Annotated in this window: 15 protein-coding genes; 11 read left to right on the top strand and 4 right to left on the bottom strand. The window is 51.6% G+C overall.

The annotated features are described in order from the left end of the window. The first annotated feature begins 45 nt into the window (after positions 1 to 45). The 6 genes from QMG16_RS04795 (at position 46) to QMG16_RS04770 (ending at position 7764) form a co-directional block, all read left to right on the top strand. A complete protein-coding gene (locus QMG16_RS04795; protein ID WP_281792578.1) occupies positions 46 to 654 on the top strand; it encodes a Uma2 family endonuclease in 609 nt (202 codons plus the stop codon). Positions 655 to 903: 249 nt separating this feature from the next. Beyond that, the gene (locus tag QMG16_RS04790; protein ID WP_281792576.1) at positions 904 to 1323 is read left to right on the top strand and encodes a flagellar protein FlaG; all 420 of its coding nucleotides are present in this window, start codon (positions 904 to 906) and stop codon (positions 1321 to 1323) included. Between the two features lie 695 nt (positions 1324 to 2018). Beyond that, positions 2019 to 4766, top strand: a complete 2748-nt coding sequence (locus QMG16_RS04785; RefSeq protein ID WP_281792574.1) for a flagellin N-terminal helical domain-containing protein — start codon at positions 2019 to 2021, stop codon at positions 4764 to 4766. Positions 4767 to 5208: 442 nt separating this feature from the next. Continuing rightward, complete coding sequence (gene fliD, locus QMG16_RS04780) at positions 5209 to 6633, top strand: flagellar filament capping protein FliD (protein WP_281792572.1); 1425 nt, start codon at positions 5209 to 5211, stop codon at positions 6631 to 6633. A 290-nt stretch (positions 6634 to 6923) separates the two neighbouring features. After that, positions 6924 to 7391, top strand: a complete 468-nt coding sequence (gene fliS / locus QMG16_RS04775; RefSeq protein WP_281792570.1) for a flagellar export chaperone FliS — start codon at positions 6924 to 6926, stop codon at positions 7389 to 7391. Beyond that, a complete protein-coding gene (locus QMG16_RS04770; RefSeq protein ID WP_281792568.1) occupies positions 7381 to 7764 on the top strand; it encodes a hypothetical protein in 384 nt (127 codons plus the stop codon). Before fliS ends, QMG16_RS04770 begins: the two co-directional genes overlap by 11 nt. Before the next feature lie 122 nt (positions 7765 to 7886). Here QMG16_RS04770 and asnB read toward each other — a convergent pair whose 3' ends face one another. Both asnB and QMG16_RS04760 read right to left on the bottom strand, forming a co-directional pair. Beyond that, positions 7887 to 9773 (bottom strand): asparagine synthase (glutamine-hydrolyzing), encoded by a 1887-nt coding sequence (asnB, locus tag QMG16_RS04765; RefSeq protein ID WP_281792567.1) that lies wholly within the window; start codon positions 9771 to 9773, stop codon positions 7887 to 7889. 87 nt (positions 9774 to 9860) lie between these two features. Continuing rightward, complete coding sequence (locus QMG16_RS04760) at positions 9861 to 10427, bottom strand: Uma2 family endonuclease (protein ID WP_281792565.1); 567 nt, start codon at positions 10425 to 10427, stop codon at positions 9861 to 9863. A 382-nt stretch (positions 10428 to 10809) separates the two neighbouring features. Between QMG16_RS04760 and QMG16_RS04755 the strand changes: the two genes are divergently transcribed. Beyond that, complete coding sequence (locus QMG16_RS04755; RefSeq protein ID WP_281792563.1) at positions 10810 to 12075, top strand: HD-GYP domain-containing protein; 1266 nt, start codon at positions 10810 to 10812, stop codon at positions 12073 to 12075. Here the strand turns inward: QMG16_RS04755 and fliW are convergent. Beyond that, positions 12068 to 12580, bottom strand: a complete 513-nt coding sequence (fliW, locus tag QMG16_RS04750; protein ID WP_281792561.1) for a flagellar assembly protein FliW — start codon at positions 12578 to 12580, stop codon at positions 12068 to 12070. The two genes, QMG16_RS04755 and fliW, sit on opposite strands and share 8 nt — an antisense overlap. Before the next feature lie 32 nt (positions 12581 to 12612). Continuing rightward, on the bottom strand, positions 12613 to 12876 hold the full coding sequence (gene csrA / locus QMG16_RS19525; protein WP_373878653.1) for a carbon storage regulator CsrA: 264 nt from the start codon (positions 12874 to 12876) through the stop codon (positions 12613 to 12615). Between the two features lie 252 nt (positions 12877 to 13128). Here csrA and QMG16_RS04745 point away from each other — a divergent pair, with 252 nt between their 5' ends. From QMG16_RS04745 to QMG16_RS04730, 4 genes are all read left to right on the top strand, one after another. Then, positions 13129 to 14385 (top strand): DnaJ domain-containing protein, encoded by a 1257-nt coding sequence (locus QMG16_RS04745; RefSeq protein ID WP_281792560.1) that lies wholly within the window; start codon positions 13129 to 13131, stop codon positions 14383 to 14385. Between the two features lie 160 nt (positions 14386 to 14545). Next, entirely contained in the window at positions 14546 to 15385 is an 840-nt protein-coding gene (locus QMG16_RS04740) for an HDOD domain-containing protein (RefSeq protein WP_281792558.1), read from the top strand. 31 nt (positions 15386 to 15416) lie between these two features. After that, on the top strand, positions 15417 to 17726 hold the full coding sequence (locus QMG16_RS04735) for a PAS domain S-box protein (protein ID WP_281792556.1): 2310 nt from the start codon (positions 15417 to 15419) through the stop codon (positions 17724 to 17726). Between the two features lie 231 nt (positions 17727 to 17957). Beyond that, positions 17958 to 18872, top strand: coding sequence for a metal ABC transporter solute-binding protein, Zn/Mn family (locus QMG16_RS04730; RefSeq protein WP_281792554.1), 915 nt, complete (start codon positions 17958 to 17960; stop codon positions 18870 to 18872). Positions 18873 to 18887 lie beyond the last annotated feature (15 nt).

The raw sequence follows: 18887 nt of genomic DNA, 5'->3' as shown, positions 1-18887 counted from the left end.
TACCACGCTTCGGATGAGATCCGGCCTTCTTGAGGAGGCGAAACAATGTCGGAACCGGTAAAGCGAAAAGCCGCCTACGAAGATCTTTTCAGTATCCCGGAAAACATGACTGGAGAGATCATCAACAGGGAATTGGTTGTCACTCCCAGGCCGTCGAGGAAACACATTTACACTGCGACAGCTTTGGGTGGTGAAGTAATACCACCATACCAGTTTGGGCGTGGCGGACCCGGCGGGTGGATTATCCTGATGGAACCTGAAATCGGGCTGGGGGAACATATTTTGGTTCCGGATCTGGCCGGGTGGAAAGAAGAGAGGTTTCCTGACGAAGAACCCCACAACTGGATCTCGGTTGTGCCGGATTGGATCTGTGAAGTGCTTTCACCCAGTACTCTCAAAAGGGACAAGATGGAAAAGATGCCTATCTATGCCCGGCGTGGAGTTCCATATTTCTGGCTTATCGACCCCGTAGCCGAGACTCTCGACGTGTTTCGGCTAGAGCACGGCAACTGGATGGTTGCCGGTCTTTATGTGGAAGACGCCAAAGTGCGGGCGGAGCCTTTTACCGAGATTGAAATCAACCTGTCTGATCTCTGGCGCGGGGAACGGCGCAGGGAATCATCTGGGGACCCACCAATCCAACCATCGTTCTAAAAGAGATCACTCTATTCTTTCCCTCCCTGGCGGTTTGTCGGAGATCTCCCTTTCTGTCATTTCAAAAAAAAAGCGGCAAGATTTGCAAAGGCGGCAAGCACGTGCCCAAACCAGGCAGAATACCAATGGTTGGGCACCGACTTTTTGAATTCAAGAGAAAAAGTCTAATGCTTCCCAATGGTGATGCCGATACTGGTGAGGAGTATTTTGGAGGGATGCAGCCTTTATTTGTATGTAAGGAGAAGTCCGATGGAAATAGATGCAAAAAACATTGGGAACGTAGTTGCCGTGGGAGCCTGGGGCAGCCGGGGAGAAAGACTTAACGAAGAACGGACCATCCCCCCCGTCGCCAAAGCCCAGGGGGGATCTACCAAAAAACTGGGAACGGAAGATCAGAAGACTCAACACAAATTTTTTGGAACAAATGCTTCCAAATCCGGGAGTAATCCTGAAGAAGTGGAGTCGATGGTTCAGGACATCGAAGAGTATCTGGGAATGCTCAAGATTGATTTGAATTTTAAAGTCGACGAAAAAACCGGAGATGTGGTGGTTCAGGTTATAGATTCTAAAACCGGTGAAATGATCCGGCAGCTGCCTCCGGACGATGTGCTGAAATTCCGTGAGAAGTTGAAGGAATTGCGCGGCGTGCTCTTCGAAGAAACCGTTTAAGGACCTTTCGGAATCCCGTCACCCCTCGGCCCTGTTCACAATGCTGTTGAATCAAGTGCCTGAACAGAAATTTCTTAATATTTTCAAACTGTCATACCGGAGAAAGCCGGTATCCAGAGAATGTGCCGTATGGCTGGATTCCGGCTAAAAGCATGCTGGAATGACGTAATCTGTAACTACCAGGAATGTTAAATAACTTCTGCCGGGTACTTGAACAAACTGCTTCTCCCCCTGAGGGAGGGATAAAGCTCGGTTCTTGTAATATGCAGTGGAAGGGAGTTTTTTTCTCGTCCGCCTGGAAAGTTTTTCCTGTTTTTATCCCCCTCATTGCCGACCTTTCGCTTTACCCCCACCTCGGCCGACATTCCCGGAAGCCCGTGTTTCGTCAACCTCCAGCCCCTGAGTCTGTGTGTGATACTCCCTGGACATCACCTGGTATGTGTCTTGCTCTTGAGTTTTTTATCTACATTTTTCTCAAGTCTGTCAAAAGCCTTGCCGATGGAATGACCAAGTGGATGAATGAGAATGCACTCGCATGACGAAAAGGAGGTGATGGAAAGGCAGAGAGAGGCAAAGGGGATGAAACAGGGCGCAGCATCTAAGAATCGTCGATCCAATTATTGATATCATTTATTAGTTTTTACCCGGTTTATGGACAAGGAAGTCCATAAGGGACCTTTCAAGGAGGATTTATCATGGCACTTACCGTTAATACCAACGTTTCTTCTCTAACCGCACAGCGCAATGTCAACAAGACGCAGAGCGCTCTTCAAAAATCACTGGCACGGCTTTCCTCGGGTCTTCGCATCAACAGTGCTAAAGACGATGCAGCCGGCCTCGCCATCTCCAACCGCATGAACGCTCAGGTTCGCGGTCTGGATCAGGCCGTTCGCAACGCCAACGACGGCATCTCCCTGGCTCAGACGGCGGAAGGCGCGCTCAGTGAGGTTACCACCAACCTTCAGCGGCTGCGTGAATTGGCCGTCCAGTCTGCCAATGCATCCAACAGCGCCGATGACCGCGCTGCTCTCCAGGATGAAGCCTCGCAACTCCTGGACGAAATTGAGCGCATCGCCACCCAGACGGAATTCAACGGTACCAAGCTGCTGGACGGCAGTTTCAAAGCCCAGAATTTCCAGATCGGTGCCAATGCCGGCCAGACTCTTAGTGTCACCGTGGATTCCACCAGGACGGACAAGCTGGGAGTGAGCAACACTGCAGCTCTTACGGCAAGAGGCAGCAGCTCCGCCATTAGTGAAGGTGATTTGATTATCAACGGTGTAACCATCCGAAGTTCTTCTGCAGCAGATGATACAGCTTCTTACCCTTCCTCCAGCAAGGCTTCCAGCGCTATAGCTAAAGCGGCGGCCATCAACGCCAGTTCTACTCAAACTGGGGTTACTGCCAAGGCTGATGTGAATGTGGTAGAAGGTGCTTCAATGGTAGGGGCTGAAGGCAAAGGCAAGATTACCATAAACGGTGTGGAGGTGAATATTACCACGACCTCTGACACTGCTGCAAGTCGGGCCGCCGTTGTCCAGGCGATCAACATGGTTTCTGGACAGACAGGGGTGACAGCTGCCGATACAGGACAGGATGAAACCGGCGTGACCCTTACGGCAGCGGATGGGCGCAACATTACGATCAAATTTGATCAGACTGATGGAAGATTCGACGCCAGCACGACAGGTATCCGTGGATTGACTTCGAATGAGCGCGATGGGGCTGATATGAGTGGCGCTGATTATTCCGTGGGTGATATCAAAGGGGTTATCACCGTAAACGGTGTTGATACAGCTATTGTGACCTTGGCCCAGAATACGGATGCCGCCACGAGCCGAAAAAGTGTCATCGAAGCTATCAATGCGATTTCTTCCCAAACAGGTGTCACGGCGGTAGATGGTGGAGATGATTCCAGTGGTGTGAAGTTGGTCGCTGCAGACGGTCGCGAAATCAGGGTCTCTTTGTCCGATATTGATACCGATGGTGATGCCGGCAGCATCTTTGATGAAGGCACTACAGGCATTGATATTACCACTGGCGGTGGAAAGACTACTGTCCAGACCGATGCTGGTACCGATTATGGCAGTTATACTCTGACTTCAGACAAAGAGATTGTCATCACTGCCGGAGCAGGGGCCAATGCCAATGTTGCCAACGCAGGGCTTGTAGCCGGTACGTACAGTTCGCAGACAGCCTACACGTCAACCACCTCCAATAATGGATTGGCTATGGGAACGGGGGATGTGAAAATCAACGGTGTCTTAGTGGGAGCTTCCCAGGCGAGTTCAGACACTTACTCACGCTATTCCAGTGCAGTTTCAGCATCGGATGCATCCAAACTGAGTGCTGCGAGCGCGATTTCCAAAGCGGCTGCCATTAATGCGGTCTCCGGTCAAACGGGTGTTACAGCCGTGACCAATGCCACTTCAGTCGATGGGGCTAATATGACCGGTGCTGCCGCAGGAACGGGTACAATCACCATCAATGGTGTGGAGACCTCAAATATTGGAGTGGCAGCTGTCGGAACCGACGCAAATGTGGCAGCCAGTAACCGTTCGGCAGTAATTGCGGCCATCAATGCGATCTCTGAACAAACCGGAGTCACGGCTGTAGATACCAATAGTATGGAGAACGGCATCAAGCTGGTGGCTGCGGATGGTCGAAACATCAATATTCAGTTTGGTAATGGATTGAACAGTGCCAATACCGGGATTAAGTCAACAGCCAGCAGTACTGCTATAACAAGCACAGGTGGTGCATACGATGCCGCTTTTGATGTCTCAATAAACGGTGTAAATATAAAAAGCGTCGCTGACCCCACTGACATTGGTGATGTAGTGGATATCATTAATCAATATTCAACTCAGACAGGCGTCACAGCAAGTGATGATGGAAATGGTGAGCTTAAATTGACAGCTTCCAATGGTTCCGCAATTTCCGTGACTGGCGCTGATGCAGCAACCTTAATGGGCACAAATGTATCTGCTCTCGGCTCTTCAAGCACGAGCTTTGGCACTTTAACCTTGAGTTCCGCCTCGGAGTTCACCATCGAAAAAGGCACCACCGCCAATCTGGATAACACAGGATTAGCGGTTGGTACTTATGGCAGTGGGAAAACCGGTATGGCCCTCTCTGAGGTTGATATTTCTACTGCTGAAGGCGCTACCAAAGCGATCACCGCCATAGACAATGCCTTGAAGCAGGTCGACAGCAACCGGGGCAAGCTGGGTGCTGTCCAGAACCGTTTCGAGGCCACTATCAGCAACCTGAGCAATGTATCGGAAAACCTCTCCGCCGCCAGCGGGCGTATCGTTGATGCCGACTTCGCGGCGGAAACGGCGTCTCTCACCAAGTACCAGATCCTCCAGCAGGCCGGCGTGGCCATGCTGGCCCAGGCCAACCAGCTGCCTCAGCAAGTACTGAGTCTGCTACAAGGCTAATCTTTAGCCGGCTTCCAATGATCCTTCCCCCCGATTCTCGATGCTGTTGACGCAGGATCCCCTCTTTTTTCGGGGGAGAGGCGAGGGATGATTAAAAGCCTTTTTGAAAACCTTCCCCGGCAGCGGACACCCCCCTTCAATTTCCCCCTCGAGGGGGGACCAAGGGGGGTGTCCCAAAGTCCCAGGAGGTTTCCGGACTGGTTCCAACCTCGACATTGTCGGATTTCATTTGAACCACGGAGACACGGAGAACACAGAGGTTTCATTTGAGGGTTTTTCTCCGTGTCTCTGTGGTTAATGTGACAGTGATCATGAGGACCAGGAACGACCCTCGCCTGGAATGAAAGGGAGTTTTTGAATCATCCTGGTGAGTTGTTTAGCCTTCCTTTTGCGGGAGGGCGTGGAGTTGTTGCAATATCTTACCGGAAGGGGGGAGACAGTCATGGGATTTTCAGTGGGCGGGCTGGTTTCCGGGATTGACACCGATAGTGTGATCTCTCAGTTGATCGAACTGGAGCGGCAGCCCATCACCAAACTGCAGGCAAAACAAGCGGCCTACGAGGTGAAGCTGACCGCATACGGGAGCCTTCAAAGCGCGCTGTCCACCCTCCGCACAGCGGCTTCGGCTTTGGATTCTGCGTCGGATATGAATGCTTATACCGGAGTGTCGAGCGATACGGACGCCTTTTCGGCATCTGTTTTCTCGACGGCCAGGAGCGGCGCATACAATATCAGCGTCGAGTCGCTAGCCCAGGTACACAAGGTCAAGAGTGCCGCTTTCGGTGCCCATGAGGCCGTGGGGGCAGGGACTTTCACTCTGCAGCTGGGCGAGGGGACCTCCGTGGAAATCACCACGAACGCGGACGACACGCTGGCGGATGTAGCCAATCTCATCAATGAAAAACAGAAGGACATTCAGGCTTCAGTCATTACGGACGGGGACAAAGTCTACCTCACTCTCACCGGACAGAGCACCGGGGAAGCAAATACCATCCGCCTGGAGGTGACGGCGGAAACACCGTCGGACCCTGAAGACACCGGGGACGTGACGGACGAGACGGGGCTCTCGCGCCTTCTGTTCGTGGCGGGAGGGGACAACAACCATCTCACGGAGACCCAGGCCGCTTCGGACGCGATTTTGACGGTGGATGGCGTGGAGGGGATACACCGGTCCACCAATACCGTGGGCGACGTCATCAAGGGGGTCACCCTGACTCTCAAGGGAACGACAGAAACGGGAAAGACCGAGACTCTCACCGTGTCACGGGATACGGAGGCCATTGCTTCCAAGGTGAATGCCTTTGTTGATGCATACAATGCGGTCGTCGATTTTTTCAAGGATGCTCAGAGCTACGACAGCGAAACCGAAAAGGCGGGGAGCCTGCTGGGCGACGGCACAACCAATCAGATCCGCAGGAAGTTGAGAAATATGGTTGCGGATATGGTCCCGGGAGCCGCAGAGGGGTTGAACAGGCTTTCAGACCTGGGCATCGCCATGAACAAGGAGGGCAGGCTCGAAGTAGATTCCACGGTTTTAAACGGGACTCTTAAAAACAATTTTAGTGGCGTGGCAGCGTTTTTCACCACTAAAAGCGGAGAAAACAAGGGATTCGGCGTGCGCCTGGTGAATGCGCTGGACGGTATTCTCAATACCAACGATGGTGATTTGACTGTCCGGACCAAGGGTATTCAAACCAGTATAGACCGTATCGACGAAGACATTGAAAAATATGAGACACGTGTGAGCAATACAGAAACTCGCCTGAAAACTCAGTTCCAGAACCTGGAAACGCTTTTGGCACAATACCAGAAAACGGGAGATTTTCTGACCCAGCAGATTGAATCCTGGCAGAATAGCAACAAATGATCGGGATGCATGAGTTTTTGCCGGTAGTCGGGGCTTTAGAACCTATCCGCCCCCCCCTGTGGACTTTGCGACACCCCCCTTTAATCCCCCCCTCGAGGAGGGACCAGGGGGGGCCGCTGCCGGGGTAGGTTTTCGGATAAGCTCTTAGTACTGATCTTCGCAATTACGCAGCCGTTTCATTCGATTACCCCTATCAGGGTCATCAAGGAGCTGGGATATCATCCGCGCTGAGCATGTACAACCTATATAACCTGTTGACTTTACAGTACCATACGGGAGGAGTGAATACTATGACCCCTTACGCACATCATGCGTATCAAAAAACTGCGGTGAATGCCATTTATGACAAGGAACGACTGGTGGTGATGGTATATGAAGGGCTGGTGGGGTTTCTGCACCAGGCACGGGATGCGATGACGGCAGGCAACAGTGCGCGCAAGGGAGAAGCCATTTCCAGTATCATTGCCCTTTTGACCGAATTGGATTGCGCCCTCGATCGCGAAGCCGGCGGGGAGATGGCCACGAACCTGGCCGACCTCTATCAATGGATGATGGGCAGACTGACGGAAGCGAACCTCCATAACGACGTTCATAGACTGGACGAAGTGGAAAAGGTGGTTGTTGAACTGAAAGAAGGTTTTGAAGGAGCGGCAAAACAACTGGCGGCTCAAGCGGTGCAGCAACCGGCGGCCCCGGCGCCGGTCGCGGGAGTGGTAGGAACGCCGGTTCCAACCCGGAGACTGAGTTATGCCGTGTGAGTCACCATCCGGGACGCATGAGAATCTACTGCAAAAGCTTCTGTCAGTGACGCAAAGGATTCAGGCGGTGCTGGCGGATTTAGAAGATGAGAACGATGAAGAGGTCGAGCCCATCGCTTCGCTCCAGGCCCTGGCGCAGGAGCACGCCATATTGACCGAGACATTGCAGCAGGCTGGTTTCAGTAACAACCCCGGTCTGCTGCCTCTCGCGGAAAAAGTCCGAGAGGAAGTTCGGGCCGTCGTGAGCCGGCTGGAGTTTTGCCGGAACTGCACGTTGGAGGCTTTGGTTTCGCATGTAAGGGGAAGAAAGTGCGTGGAGACCTATGGAAAGGAAGCTAACCGCCCGCATTGGGATCTGCAAGGCAGGATATGACCCTTCCCTGGAGTCAGACGGTAGCGCCGTCTTCCACAGGCGGCGCAACCAGGCAGGGATGAGATGAATCCGTTCCCTGGAGTTTCAGGTTTTCGCGCGAAAGTCCGGTTCCCCTAGCGGCATCAAATCATGTCCTTTCCATTGATCATCACTTCGTGCCACATCTGAATAAAAAAGACCACCACGATCAGTCCCGAAAGATCCAGTGATCCCCCCTTGCGATGTTGAATCAGCAATTCCTGAACGAACTGTGGATCGAAATAGTCCGCCTCCCGGACTTTACCGGGAGAAAGGTATTCCATCACCAGTTCGTCCATGGTTTTGAGAAACCAGGGAGCGGGAGGATTGAAAGGCTGCTTTCGCCTCGCACGGATGGTTTCGGGTACAATCCCCTTCATGCTTTCTTTCAGAAGGAACTTTTCGTTCAATCCCTGCATCTTCAGGTGGGGCGGGATCTGAAAGAGCAATTCCACGAGTTCGTGGTCGAGGAAAAGGGGCCGCACTTCCACCGAGTGGGTCATACCCATTTTGTCTGCCAGCGGCAGGGTTAGATTGAGTAAGCGAAGTTTCGTTTCGAGATAGATGGCCTGATCGAAGGCGGGGCGGTGGCTGAATCTTCCTACATTGGCCAATTGGACGGGTTCCTGCGCAAAATGAGAAAGGCGCTGAGCGAACCTCCTGGAATAGAGCTGTTCTTTGAACTGGAATTCCCGGTAACGGTAAGGGATCGCCGGGTGATTCACGGGAAATCTCTCGGCGGCGCGGGCCAGGTGTTCGTGCATGGGAGCCAGTTGAGAATCCTGCAGGGTTGGATAGAGACGCTTGAGGACGGACTTTCTCCAGGGGCCGCCTTTTTTGATGAATTCCATGCACTTCAGTTGCTTGAAATAATCGTAGCCTCCAAGGATTTCGTCGGAGCCGTCGCCGGAGAGCACCACTTTGAGTCCCAGTTCCTTCGCCTTTCCGGAAAGAAGATACAGGGGAAGGTGCAAGAGGGAGACAATGGGGTTTTCCAGGGCGCGGACCATGGGTCCGATCTCTTCGGCGCCGATGGAACATTTGAATTCGTGATGTTCGGCTGCCAGCGAGGATGCGACGCTTCTGCTGAAGTCGCGTTCGTCGTAGTCCGCTCCATCGAAAGTGATGGTTATGGTCTTGACCGGTTGGTCGGTTGATTTTGAATACAGGGCGGCGATAGCGGAGGAATCGATGCCGCCGCTCAGATAGACGCCCACGGGAACGTCCGAGACCACCCCCTGCCGCACCGCTTCCTGCAGTTTGCCGCGAAACCGCTCTATAAGTTCGCAGTCATCGCCGTGCAGGTAGGGAAGTTCTGCAGGGATGTCCCAATAGGGGGCCATTTTGATTCCGTGGCGGTCGACCTTGAGAATATGCCCCGGTAGCAGTTGTTCGATGCCCTGAAAAAAAGTGTGGGGAGCAGTGTTGAACCCGAAGGTAAAAAGATTGTCGATGGCCTGGGGGTTCACTTCCCTCTGTATTGCGGAATGCGTCAGAATGGCCTTGATTTCAGAACCAAAAAGGAAGGTCCCGTCAGGCAGTCGAGAGTAGTAAAGGGGCTTGATGCCAAAGTGGTCGCGAGCCAGAAAGAGGCTTTGGCGGCGGGAATCCCAGATGCAGAATGCGAACATCCCCTTGAAGCGTTCAACACAGGAATTCCCCCACTTCAGGTAGGCCTGGAGGACCACTTCCGTGTCGGTGTGCGTTCGGAATAACCGCCCATGTTCCGCCAGTTGCTCACGAAGTTCCCGATAGTTGTAGATCTCTCCATTGAAAACGATGCATGTGCGGCCGTCTTCGCTCCAGATGGGTTGAGGACCGGCGTCCACGTCGATGATGCTGAGGCGGCAGGAGCCCAGTTGGGCCTGTTTTTCCACATGGAATCCCTCGGCGTCAGGGCCGCGGTGCCTGATGGCCTGGATCATTCGATGGACATGGAGAACAGAATCATCGAGTCCCTGAGGGTTGAAAATGCCGGCTATCCCACACATATTCGTCTATTCCCGTTAGCTCTTTTCTTAACCCGATGCCAATCCCCTTGAGGAGGGCAAGGAGGGGGGCAGATTTTTCAACCCAATCTATGGCTTCAACCAAAGGTCGTTCAGGGCGAGTTCGATTTCTTCAAACGGTTCCGCTTTCATCCGGTCGTTTTCCGCAAATACTCCCAGCAGCGCCCATCTCCCGGATTCCAGCCTGAAGACCTCGATCATCTCGGCTTCGGGGTCCATCAACCAGAGATGACTCACTCCGTGCCGGGCGTAAATCGGCATTTTTCGGGTCCGATCCGTGCGAACGGTGCCCGGCGAGAGGACTTCGCAGACCCAATCCGGAGGGACCGAGATCCAGTTGGTTTCCTCGGAATAGGGGAAGCGTTCCTTTTTCCAGCCTGCAAGGTCAGGAACAAGGATATCCTCTCCCAGGGAAATTTCCGGTTCAATAATGATGATCCAGCCGCCGGGACCGCCGCCACGGCCGAATTGGTAGGGCGGGCCTATTTCTTTGTCTAACGCAGAACTTGCAAAAGTGTGCCTTCTCGATGGCCTGGGAGTAACGACCAGTTCGCCGTCGATGATTTCCCCCACAGCATTTTCGGGGATTGAATACAAATCTTCATAGGTCACTTTTTTCAGTGCGGTTTCGCTCATGGTGGTCTCCTTCGAATGATTTTCGAAAGAACTTCGAGTGAAACTCTAACTTGATCGTCCCCGCTTTTCAACGAGAGAATGCAGCAATGCTCATTTTGGATGTCTCTCATGATATGGACGTTTCCGACATCCCCCTTGATCCCCCTTCAAAGGGGGATTTTATCCTAAAAATTCCCCCCTTGAGGGTGGGCAGGGGGGTGTTTTTTAAAATGAGAATTGCTGGAGAGAATGAACCGGTGTGATGTTGGAAGGATGTTTTGTTTCAAGTGATACGGGCAATATACCGATTCATACTTCATACATTGATTTCCCGGGATTTTGACAGGTTTTCCTCGACGGGGACATTCTTTTTCCGGTGCAGGGTATAAAAAAAGGGAACGAAATGGTAGTGATGTCGGAGCAGCGTATATCACTGGATCGGTTGCGCGTGGGGGTTTATGTTCGACTGGAGTTGCGCTGGATTGAACATCCGTTTGCTTTCAATAGCTTCAAAATCAAGTCGGAGAATCAAATCAAGGTTCTGAAGGATTTGGGAATTTCCAGTGTGGTCTATAAGCCGGAGAAAAGCGATCAGCCGCCTTTGCCGCCCGCTGAAGTCGGTGTGCCCGAAGCACTTGATGTTGCTTCCGTTTTCAAAAAACCTGCGGATGCGGATCCCATACTGCAGAAACGTAAGCAGGAACGTATTCGCCGCCTGAAGGAACAACAAAGAAGATTCCAGAAGTGTGAAAGAGAATTCCAAAAAACCTTCAGGCAGGCAAAACGGGTCATCAAAAGCCTCTCGACGGGGTCGCTCGAAGCAAAGGGCGAGGCCGACAGTTTGCTTCAAACCATGGTGGAATCCCTTCTGACGCAAAGAGATGTCGTTATCAACCTGATGCATGTGAAATCCTTGAATGAAGACGTTTTCTATCACACATTGAATGTGGCCCTGCTGGCTCTTTTGCTGGGAAGGGAGGTGGGACTGACGGAGGAGGAACTGCGGTGGCTTGGGCTCGGGGCCCTCTTTCATGACGTCGGCAAACAGCGTATTCCCAGGAAGTACCTTATCAAACGTGGGCCGCTCACCCCTGTAGAACGCAAGTTGCTGCAACTTCACCCCATTTATGGCGAAGAGATTGCGAAACAAATAGAAGACTTTCCGGAAGAATCCCTGAAAGTCATTCGCCAGCATCATGAAACCAATGATGGTCAGGGGTATCCCGATCGGCTGAAAGCCGATGAGATATCCCTTCTTGCAAAGGTGATATCGATTGCGAATACTTATGACAGCCTCTGCAATCCACTGGACCCGGAAGAGGCCATGACGCCGCACGAAGCGTTGAGTCACATGTTTTGCCGCATACGGGACCGGTTCGACGAAAGTCTTTTGTCTCGTTTCATCCGTGTTATGGGTATCTATCCGCCGGGGAGCCTGGTGGAGCTTTCCAATGGCTTGATCGGAATGGTGATATCCATCAATCCAAAGGACCGCCTGCGGCCGAACATCCTGATTTACGATCCGGCTGTTCCCAAGCGGGAGGCGGTGATTTTCGAGCTGGAAGATGACCCGGATGTGACGATCAAAAGGAGCCTCCGCCCCTCGCAGGTTCAGGCCGAGGTCTATTATTATTTGAACCCTCGAACCCCCATGGATTACTTTATTTAGACACCGGTCGGGCCTTTTCTGTTTTTTCCCGTTTCCAGTAGATAAAAGCGGCGGTTCCCGTCGGGTCTTCCGGGTCCGGACTCAGGGCGACCCCGTTGCGGGTCTCCAGGTATTTTGGAAGGTCCTCGGGGTCTATACTCCACTGATAGGCAAGACGCATGGCCGTATTGAAAAGCAGGGGATTTCGCACATGAAACCGCAGGAGGTTTTGGTCGGGCATGGATGAGACCAGGTTCAATATCACAAGGTCCTGATCATCTTCGAGCTGAATAGGCTCCTTTTTATGTGGAGGGATACGATAGCTCACTCCGGGAATTTCAGGAGGACAAACGACGAAGGCGACAGAGGGATCGTCGACCGCCTGAAGCCAGTGGATGGGTCCCGAACCATGTTCCATGAGAATGAATCGCTTGAGGTCTTCAAAAGCCGGAATGCCCCAGGGAAAACGGATGAATTTGCTCTCCTCCACATCCAGCGTGCCGAAACGTGAGGTCTCGATCAGCATAAGTTCCTTTCCGACATCTTTTTAGTGTTTTTTCAAGATTCTTGATTTTCCGGAGGTCCAGGTTGTTTACATGGATGAAACAAGCTGAGTGCATCGTTCAAATCATTGGCGTCCATATGAGCCGCCTCACGATTTTCCTGCTGCATTTTTTCATACAATTCAGACCGATAAATGGGAATGTGCTTTGGACTTCGAATCGCGATCTTTACCTTTTTTCGATCGATTTCAGTGATAACGATCTCGATGTCATCGCCTATTCTTATGGATTCTCCGCTTTTTCTTGTAAGAACCAGCATGATTTTCAGTCAAACCCTTCCTGATACTTCTGGTTGCGGTTGGGGGAGAGAGATTGCTTTTGCGTTGATGCTTTTCAGCATGAAAGGAATATGATGCTCCCCGTCAGTTGTTTGGAATGCAAGAATTGGTCCTTCGGATACCGCCCATTGCGGTCATCTCAAACCTTGGAATTTCCCGGCGCCTGGTATATTGTATGCAACCGGTTTGAGATTCAAAGGTAAAATCAAATCATAAACCCACGAAATAAAGCCATGCCGTCAAATCCCAAACACTCTCCTTCCTCCGATTACGATATGTTGCAGCTGGGACCGGGTGCGACTCTCACGGAGTTGAAAAGAGCTTACCGCAATCTTGCCAAACAGTGGCATCCGGATCGCTTTCAACATCTTTCGTCCTGGGAACAACGGGCCGCGGAAGAGAGATTCAAGGAAATCACCTCGGCATATCACCGTATTTTGGCGGGATGGAAAGATCCCGATCTTGAAGCTGCGGAACGGGAAAAAAAACGAACTGAAACAAAAACCGGGAAGCGGCCGGTTCATAATGACAGGCCTTTTGCCGTCCCACCTGAACGGCCACGTACACGCCCTTTTGCTTTCGGCCATTTCTCGGTCTTCTTTGGAAGACTCAAAAGCCTCCTTGGCGAATTCGAAAGATATCCTTTTCGATGGCATATTCTTCTGGTGGGGGGGGCAATTCTTGCCCTCTTTTTCTTGTTCAATGTCCTCTGGTGGAGTGCCGAAAAGCGCGCTCTTTTTCACGATAAGGGAATGGCGAAGCCGGAAAGGGTCGCAGATCGCCGGCCGGAACCCTTTCGCTCCGAAGAGTCTGTTTCTTTGCTGCAGGATAAAGCGAAGGGAGTTCCTCCCGCTCTTCTGGAATCCTCCACCCCTCCGCCTGCCCCGCCGATGGATCCCAATCCCTCCTTCTTTACCTTGGGTTCTTCCAGGGAAGAGGTGCGGCAGGTTCAGGGAATCCCACATAAAGTGAAAGGGAATACCTGGAGCTATGGACTTTCCGAGATTCAGTTCAGAGACGGAAGGGTGGCGCGCTACAATAATTTTGACGGTTCTCTCAGGGTTCGGCTGGTTCCATCCGGTCCTCTGGAAAACAGCCCTTTGGTCATCACGCTGGGTTCCACGAAAGACGATGTCATCCGTGCTCTGGGGACTCCCACCCGTGTCATGGGCAACCGATGGTACTATGGGTTCAGTGAAATCCGCTTCAAAGAAGATCGTCTGATAGGGTTCGATAATTTTTTTGAACACGTTTCTATTCGTTTGAATCCTTCGGGTTCACATGGTCCTGCCGTCCAGAAGCAGTTTTTCACTGTCGGTTCCACCAGGGACGAAGTACTTGCCGTACAAGGCACACCGACGAGCATTCAAGGGAGCATCTGGTTTTACCGATCTTCTCATATCCAGTTCCGGGATGAAAAGGTCCAATCGGTTTTCGACGCGGAGGGGAATCTGCGTTTTGTTGCACCTGAAGGGGCATCGAGTGAATGAGCCGGTTCGTGGGTATTCGTGATCTTTCATCACCCTTTGTATATCGCGGCGGATTGCGCGAATACTCCGGAAAGGGAAAATTTCGCTTGTTTTCATCACCCGGATGGACATACTTTTGCGTGGATTTTTTTACAAAGAAAGGAGCTGAAAGAGAAAGCGTATGAATCCCTCAGGAGCCCAAAGCATTGTCCTGACTGCACAGGACCTTCCCGCAATGCCGCATATAGCCCAGCAGGCGATGCAAAGACTTTCCGACCCTGATGCCTCCGCCAGGGATCTCCACAAAATCATATCCAAAGATCAAGCCATAGCGGCCAGAGTGCTGCGCATTGCCAATTCGGCTTGCTATGCGAGGAGAAGGGCTATTTTGACCATCACTGATGCCGTGGTGACCGTTGGGTTCAACACCATCAAGTCTATCGTGATCTCCTCGGCTCTGTACGATTTTTTCAAGACCTTCGGTCTGGCCGAAAAGCTCATGTGGGAACATTCCCTGGGTTGTGCTCTTACATCCAGGATGATTGCTCAGATGTTGAAATTCTCGAAAACCGAAGAAGCCTTCCTGGCGGGCTTGTTGCACGATGTCGGAAAAGTTGTCTTCTATATGAAGATCCCAAAAAAAATGCTCTTGATCGTGCAAGAGGTCTATCATAATCCCGGTCTTACTTTCCTGGAAATGGAACAGCGGCTTCTGGGGTTCAACCATGCGCAGTTGGGACAGTTGGTCGCCAGGAAGTGGAATTTTGCCGAAGAGATTGTAGAAGCGATCGGAAAGCATCACAGACCGGAAAAGGCCTGTGTTCTGCCCGCATTGTCTTATATAGTCAACTTGGGCAATGCCTTTTGCCACAAGATGGAGATAGGCTTTATAAAAAATCCCGATCTTGAACTTCACGAATTGAAAAGTGCGAAGGCTTTGAAACTCCATAAAGAAGATTTGGATGAACTGCTTGAAAGGGTTCAGGCCGCTTACAATTCTGAAAAAGAAATGTTTTTGTGACGATGTGTCGGTTTCCGTTGGAAGAAAAGACATGGTAGATAAGGAAAAAACGATCAGAAACAGGGAAAGCGAATTTCGATCGCTTTTTGACGATATTCCCCTGGGCTATCAGTCCCTGGGGGCGGATGGCCGCCTGCTGGAGGTGAACAAAACCTGGCTGAAGATTCTGGGATATAGAAAAGAAGAAGTTATCGGCCGCTGGTTCGGGGATTTTCTTCCGGAATCGGAGCGGAAGCGTTTTCAAGACAGATTTCCTCTTTTCCACGTGATCGGAGACATCAAGAATGAAAGATTCGAGATGCTTCGCAGGGATGGGTCGCGTTTGTATGCGACCTTCGATGGGTGTATTGGGCGGGACGAGAAAGGCCGGTTCCTGCAAACGCACTGTATTATGTACGATACGACCGAACAGAGGAGGAGTGAGGAACAGTTGCGGGAGAGTGAAGAGCGGTTCCGTACGGCCTTTGAATATGCAGCTATCGGAATGGCGCTTGTGGGCGTGGAAGGCCGTTTTTTGCAGGTGAACCTCTCTCTTTGCCGTATGCTTGGTTATTCCATGCAGGAACTCCTTGAAACCGATTTTCAGTCTATCAGTCACCCGGATGACCTGCAGCTCAGTGAAGAATGCATGCGGCAAATGTTGGAAGGAGAAGTGTACTCCGTCCAGTTCGAAAAACGCTACATCCACAAATCGGGACATCTGGTCTGGGTTCAGCTTGCTGCATCCCTTCTTGCGGATAGCCAAGGAAAACCGCTTTACTTCATCACTCAAGTGGAAGACATCACGCAGCGCAAGGAAGCGGAGCAGAAACTGGCTCTTCTGGCTGCAGCTTTGGAACAGACCGTTGAAAGCATCGCCATCATTCAGACGAATGGGAAAATCGAGTACGTCAACCCGGCCTTTGAGCGGATCAACGGGTATAAGCGGGAAGAGGTTCTAGGAAAGGATTTTCGGGACCTCAAAAGCGCCCATCAGGATGATTTTTCCTATGAAAGAGTTTGGAAACTCCTTGCTCGAAGTGAAGTCTGGACAGGGCGGACCATGCAGCGGCATAAGAATGGTACGCTGAGTGAAGTGGAAACCACCATTTCTCCCATTCGTAATGAAATGAACGTGGTTACTCATTACGTGGCCATAGAACGGGATGTGACCCACGAACGCCAAATGGAAAGGCAGCTGCGCCAGGCACAAAAGATGGAGGCCATTGGGACTCTGGCGGGTGGTATCGCTCACGACTTCAACAATATTTTGGGTGCGATCATCGGCTATACCGAAATGGCCCTCCTGAAGACCCCTTCGGAAAATAACGTCATGAGAAACCTCGAACAGGTGCTCAAGGCAGGAGACAGGGCCAAGGAACTGGTAAAGCAAATCCTGACATTCAGCCGCCAGAAAGACGAGGGATTCAAACCCCTGCAGGTCAGCCTCATCGTCAAGGAAGTTCTCAAACTGATGCGTGCCTCCCTGCCGACGACCATAGAAATTTGCCAGGATATTCCCAATACTTCCAGTCTCATCTGGGCTGACCCCACTCAAATCCATCAGGTTTTGATGAACCTTTGCACCAATGCCGCGCACGCCATGCGTGAGAAGAGAGGCGTACTCCATGTGAGCCTTCGGGATGTGGAGCTCGATTCAGAGGCTGTGATTCGATATGCCGGAATGAATCCCGGTTCCTATGTGAGGCTCACCGTTCAAGACACCGGCCATGGAATGAGCCCTGCGATTTTGGCCAGGGCTTTCGATCCGTTTTTTACCACAAAGTGCCTAGGGGAGGGGACGGGAATGGGACTTGCGGTGGTGCATGGAATCGTGCAAAGCCACAGGGGATCGATTCACGTAGATAGTGAAGAAGGTAGGGGTACGACCTTTCATGTGTTTCTGCCCAAGTTCAAGAATAAAGTTTCCAATGAAATGGGCCCGGGCTTCAATGTTCTTCCGCGCGGAAACGAACGCATTCTTCTGGTAGACGATGAAGCCGCACTGGCGGACACGGTGCGGCAGATGCTAGAACATCTCGGTTATAATGTGCTGGCTTCCACGAGTAGCCAAAAGGCTTTGGAAATTTTCCGGGCGAACCCAGACTCCTTTGATCTTCTGATTACCGATCATACGATGTCTCGCCTGACGGGCATCGAATTGGCGAAGGAAGTGGTTCGCATTCGTCCCGGTTTTCCCATCATACTTTGCAGTGGTCTCGGAGAAGCTATTTTTTCCGAAAATATTGTGAAATCGGGGATTCGTGAATTCCTGACAAAACCCATGTTCATGGGGGATCTCGCCACAGCCGTTCGCAGGGCCCTGCAGAGCGGGAAGTCGCCCACAGGGGATCTTTCTTGATTTCAGCAATTCTCATTTTGAAAAACCTACACTCCTCTGCCCTCCTCGAGGGGGGAATTTTTAGGATAAAATCCCCCTTTGAAGGGGGATCAAGGGGGATGTCGGAAACGTTCATATCATGAGAGGCATCCAAAATGAGAATTGCTGTCTCGATTTTGATGCACTTGACGGAACAAAAAAACTGTTGCATTTTCGGTTGCACTTTCAATGCGGCAAGTTGGGAGTGAGAAAATGAGAAAAGTATTGAAGAGGATTTGTGTAGCCTTTATTTTTTCGGGGTTGGCGTTCGCCGGTCCGGCTTATGCGGATAAGATCATCCAGGTTGCGGTCAGTATTATTCCACAGAAATATTTTGTGGAAAAAATAGGCGGGGAAAGAGTAAATGTCTCTGCCATGGTCCTTCCGGGAGCGGACCCTCACAATTACGAGCCCAAGCCTCAGCAAATGGTGGCTCTGACTGGATCCGACATCTACTTTGCCATCGGTGTGCCTTTCGAAAATGTCTGGTTGCAGAAATTCATTGCGGCGAATCCACGCATGGTTGTTGTGCATACCGAGGCCGGTATTCAAAAAATCCCCATGGCCCATGAATCTTTTCATGGCCCGGCAGGTGAGAATCCTCATGGGGGAGAGGCCCTTCATGAACATGCACATGACGGACTGGACCCCCATATTTGGCTCTCGCCCCCGTTGGTTTCACTGCAGGCGCGTCATATTCTCGACGCATTAGTAAAGGCGGATCCCGAGGGGCGGTCCTATTTCGAAGCCAATTACAAAAAGTTTATCAACGAACTGGTGGACCTCGACCTCGCGTTGATGCAGGTATTTTATGGCAAGGAGGCATCGCCCGAGTTCATGGTCTTTCACCCTGCCTGGGGATACTTTGCCAATGCATACGGCCTCAAGCAGATCCCCATCGAGGTGGAAGGAAAAGAACCGAAAGCTGCAGATTTGAAGCGGTTGATCGAATACGCGCAGGCTCAAAAAGTCAAAACGATATTTGTTCAGCCCCAATATTCAGATGCGATCGCCCGCACCATCGCCGCATCCATAGGTGCCACTGTCGTTCCTGCAGATCCCCTCGCACCCGATTGGGCTGCAAATCTTCTCCAGATGGGGGAGAAATTCAAGGCGGCATTGAAGTGATACCAGAGAAAGGAA

The organism is Desulforhabdus amnigena (genome assembly GCF_027925305.1).
GTDB classification, from domain to species: Bacteria; Desulfobacterota; Syntrophobacteria; order Syntrophobacterales; family Syntrophobacteraceae; genus Desulforhabdus; species Desulforhabdus amnigena.
Note: the sequence above shows the minus strand (reverse complement) of the source record. Positions and strands in the feature narration are given on the sequence as shown.

Coding starts and splice junctions, on each gene's coding strand:
- QMG16_RS04795 (WP_281792578.1), top strand. CDS start 46: ATGTCGGAACCGGTAAAGCGAAAAGCCGCCTACGAAGATCTTTTCAGT.
- QMG16_RS04790 (WP_281792576.1), top strand. CDS start 904: ATGGAAATAGATGCAAAAAACATTGGGAACGTAGTTGCCGTGGGAGCC.
- QMG16_RS04785 (WP_281792574.1), top strand. CDS start 2,019: ATGGCACTTACCGTTAATACCAACGTTTCTTCTCTAACCGCACAGCGC.
- fliD (WP_281792572.1), top strand. CDS start 5,209: ATGGGATTTTCAGTGGGCGGGCTGGTTTCCGGGATTGACACCGATAGT.
- fliS (WP_281792570.1), top strand. CDS start 6,924: ATGACCCCTTACGCACATCATGCGTATCAAAAAACTGCGGTGAATGCC.
- QMG16_RS04770 (WP_281792568.1), top strand. CDS start 7,381: ATGCCGTGTGAGTCACCATCCGGGACGCATGAGAATCTACTGCAAAAG.
- asnB (WP_281792567.1), bottom strand. CDS start 9,773: ATGTGTGGGATAGCCGGCATTTTCAACCCTCAGGGACTCGATGATTCT.
- QMG16_RS04760 (WP_281792565.1), bottom strand. CDS start 10,427: ATGAGCGAAACCGCACTGAAAAAAGTGACCTATGAAGATTTGTATTCA.
- QMG16_RS04755 (WP_281792563.1), top strand. CDS start 10,810: ATGGTAGTGATGTCGGAGCAGCGTATATCACTGGATCGGTTGCGCGTG.
- fliW (WP_281792561.1), bottom strand. CDS start 12,580: ATGCTGATCGAGACCTCACGTTTCGGCACGCTGGATGTGGAGGAGAGC.
- csrA (WP_373878653.1), bottom strand. CDS start 12,876: ATGCTGGTTCTTACAAGAAAAAGCGGAGAATCCATAAGAATAGGCGAT.
- QMG16_RS04745 (WP_281792560.1), top strand. CDS start 13,129: ATGCCGTCAAATCCCAAACACTCTCCTTCCTCCGATTACGATATGTTG.
- QMG16_RS04740 (WP_281792558.1), top strand. CDS start 14,546: ATGAATCCCTCAGGAGCCCAAAGCATTGTCCTGACTGCACAGGACCTT.
- QMG16_RS04735 (WP_281792556.1), top strand. CDS start 15,417: ATGGTAGATAAGGAAAAAACGATCAGAAACAGGGAAAGCGAATTTCGA.
- QMG16_RS04730 (WP_281792554.1), top strand. CDS start 17,958: ATGAGAAAAGTATTGAAGAGGATTTGTGTAGCCTTTATTTTTTCGGGG.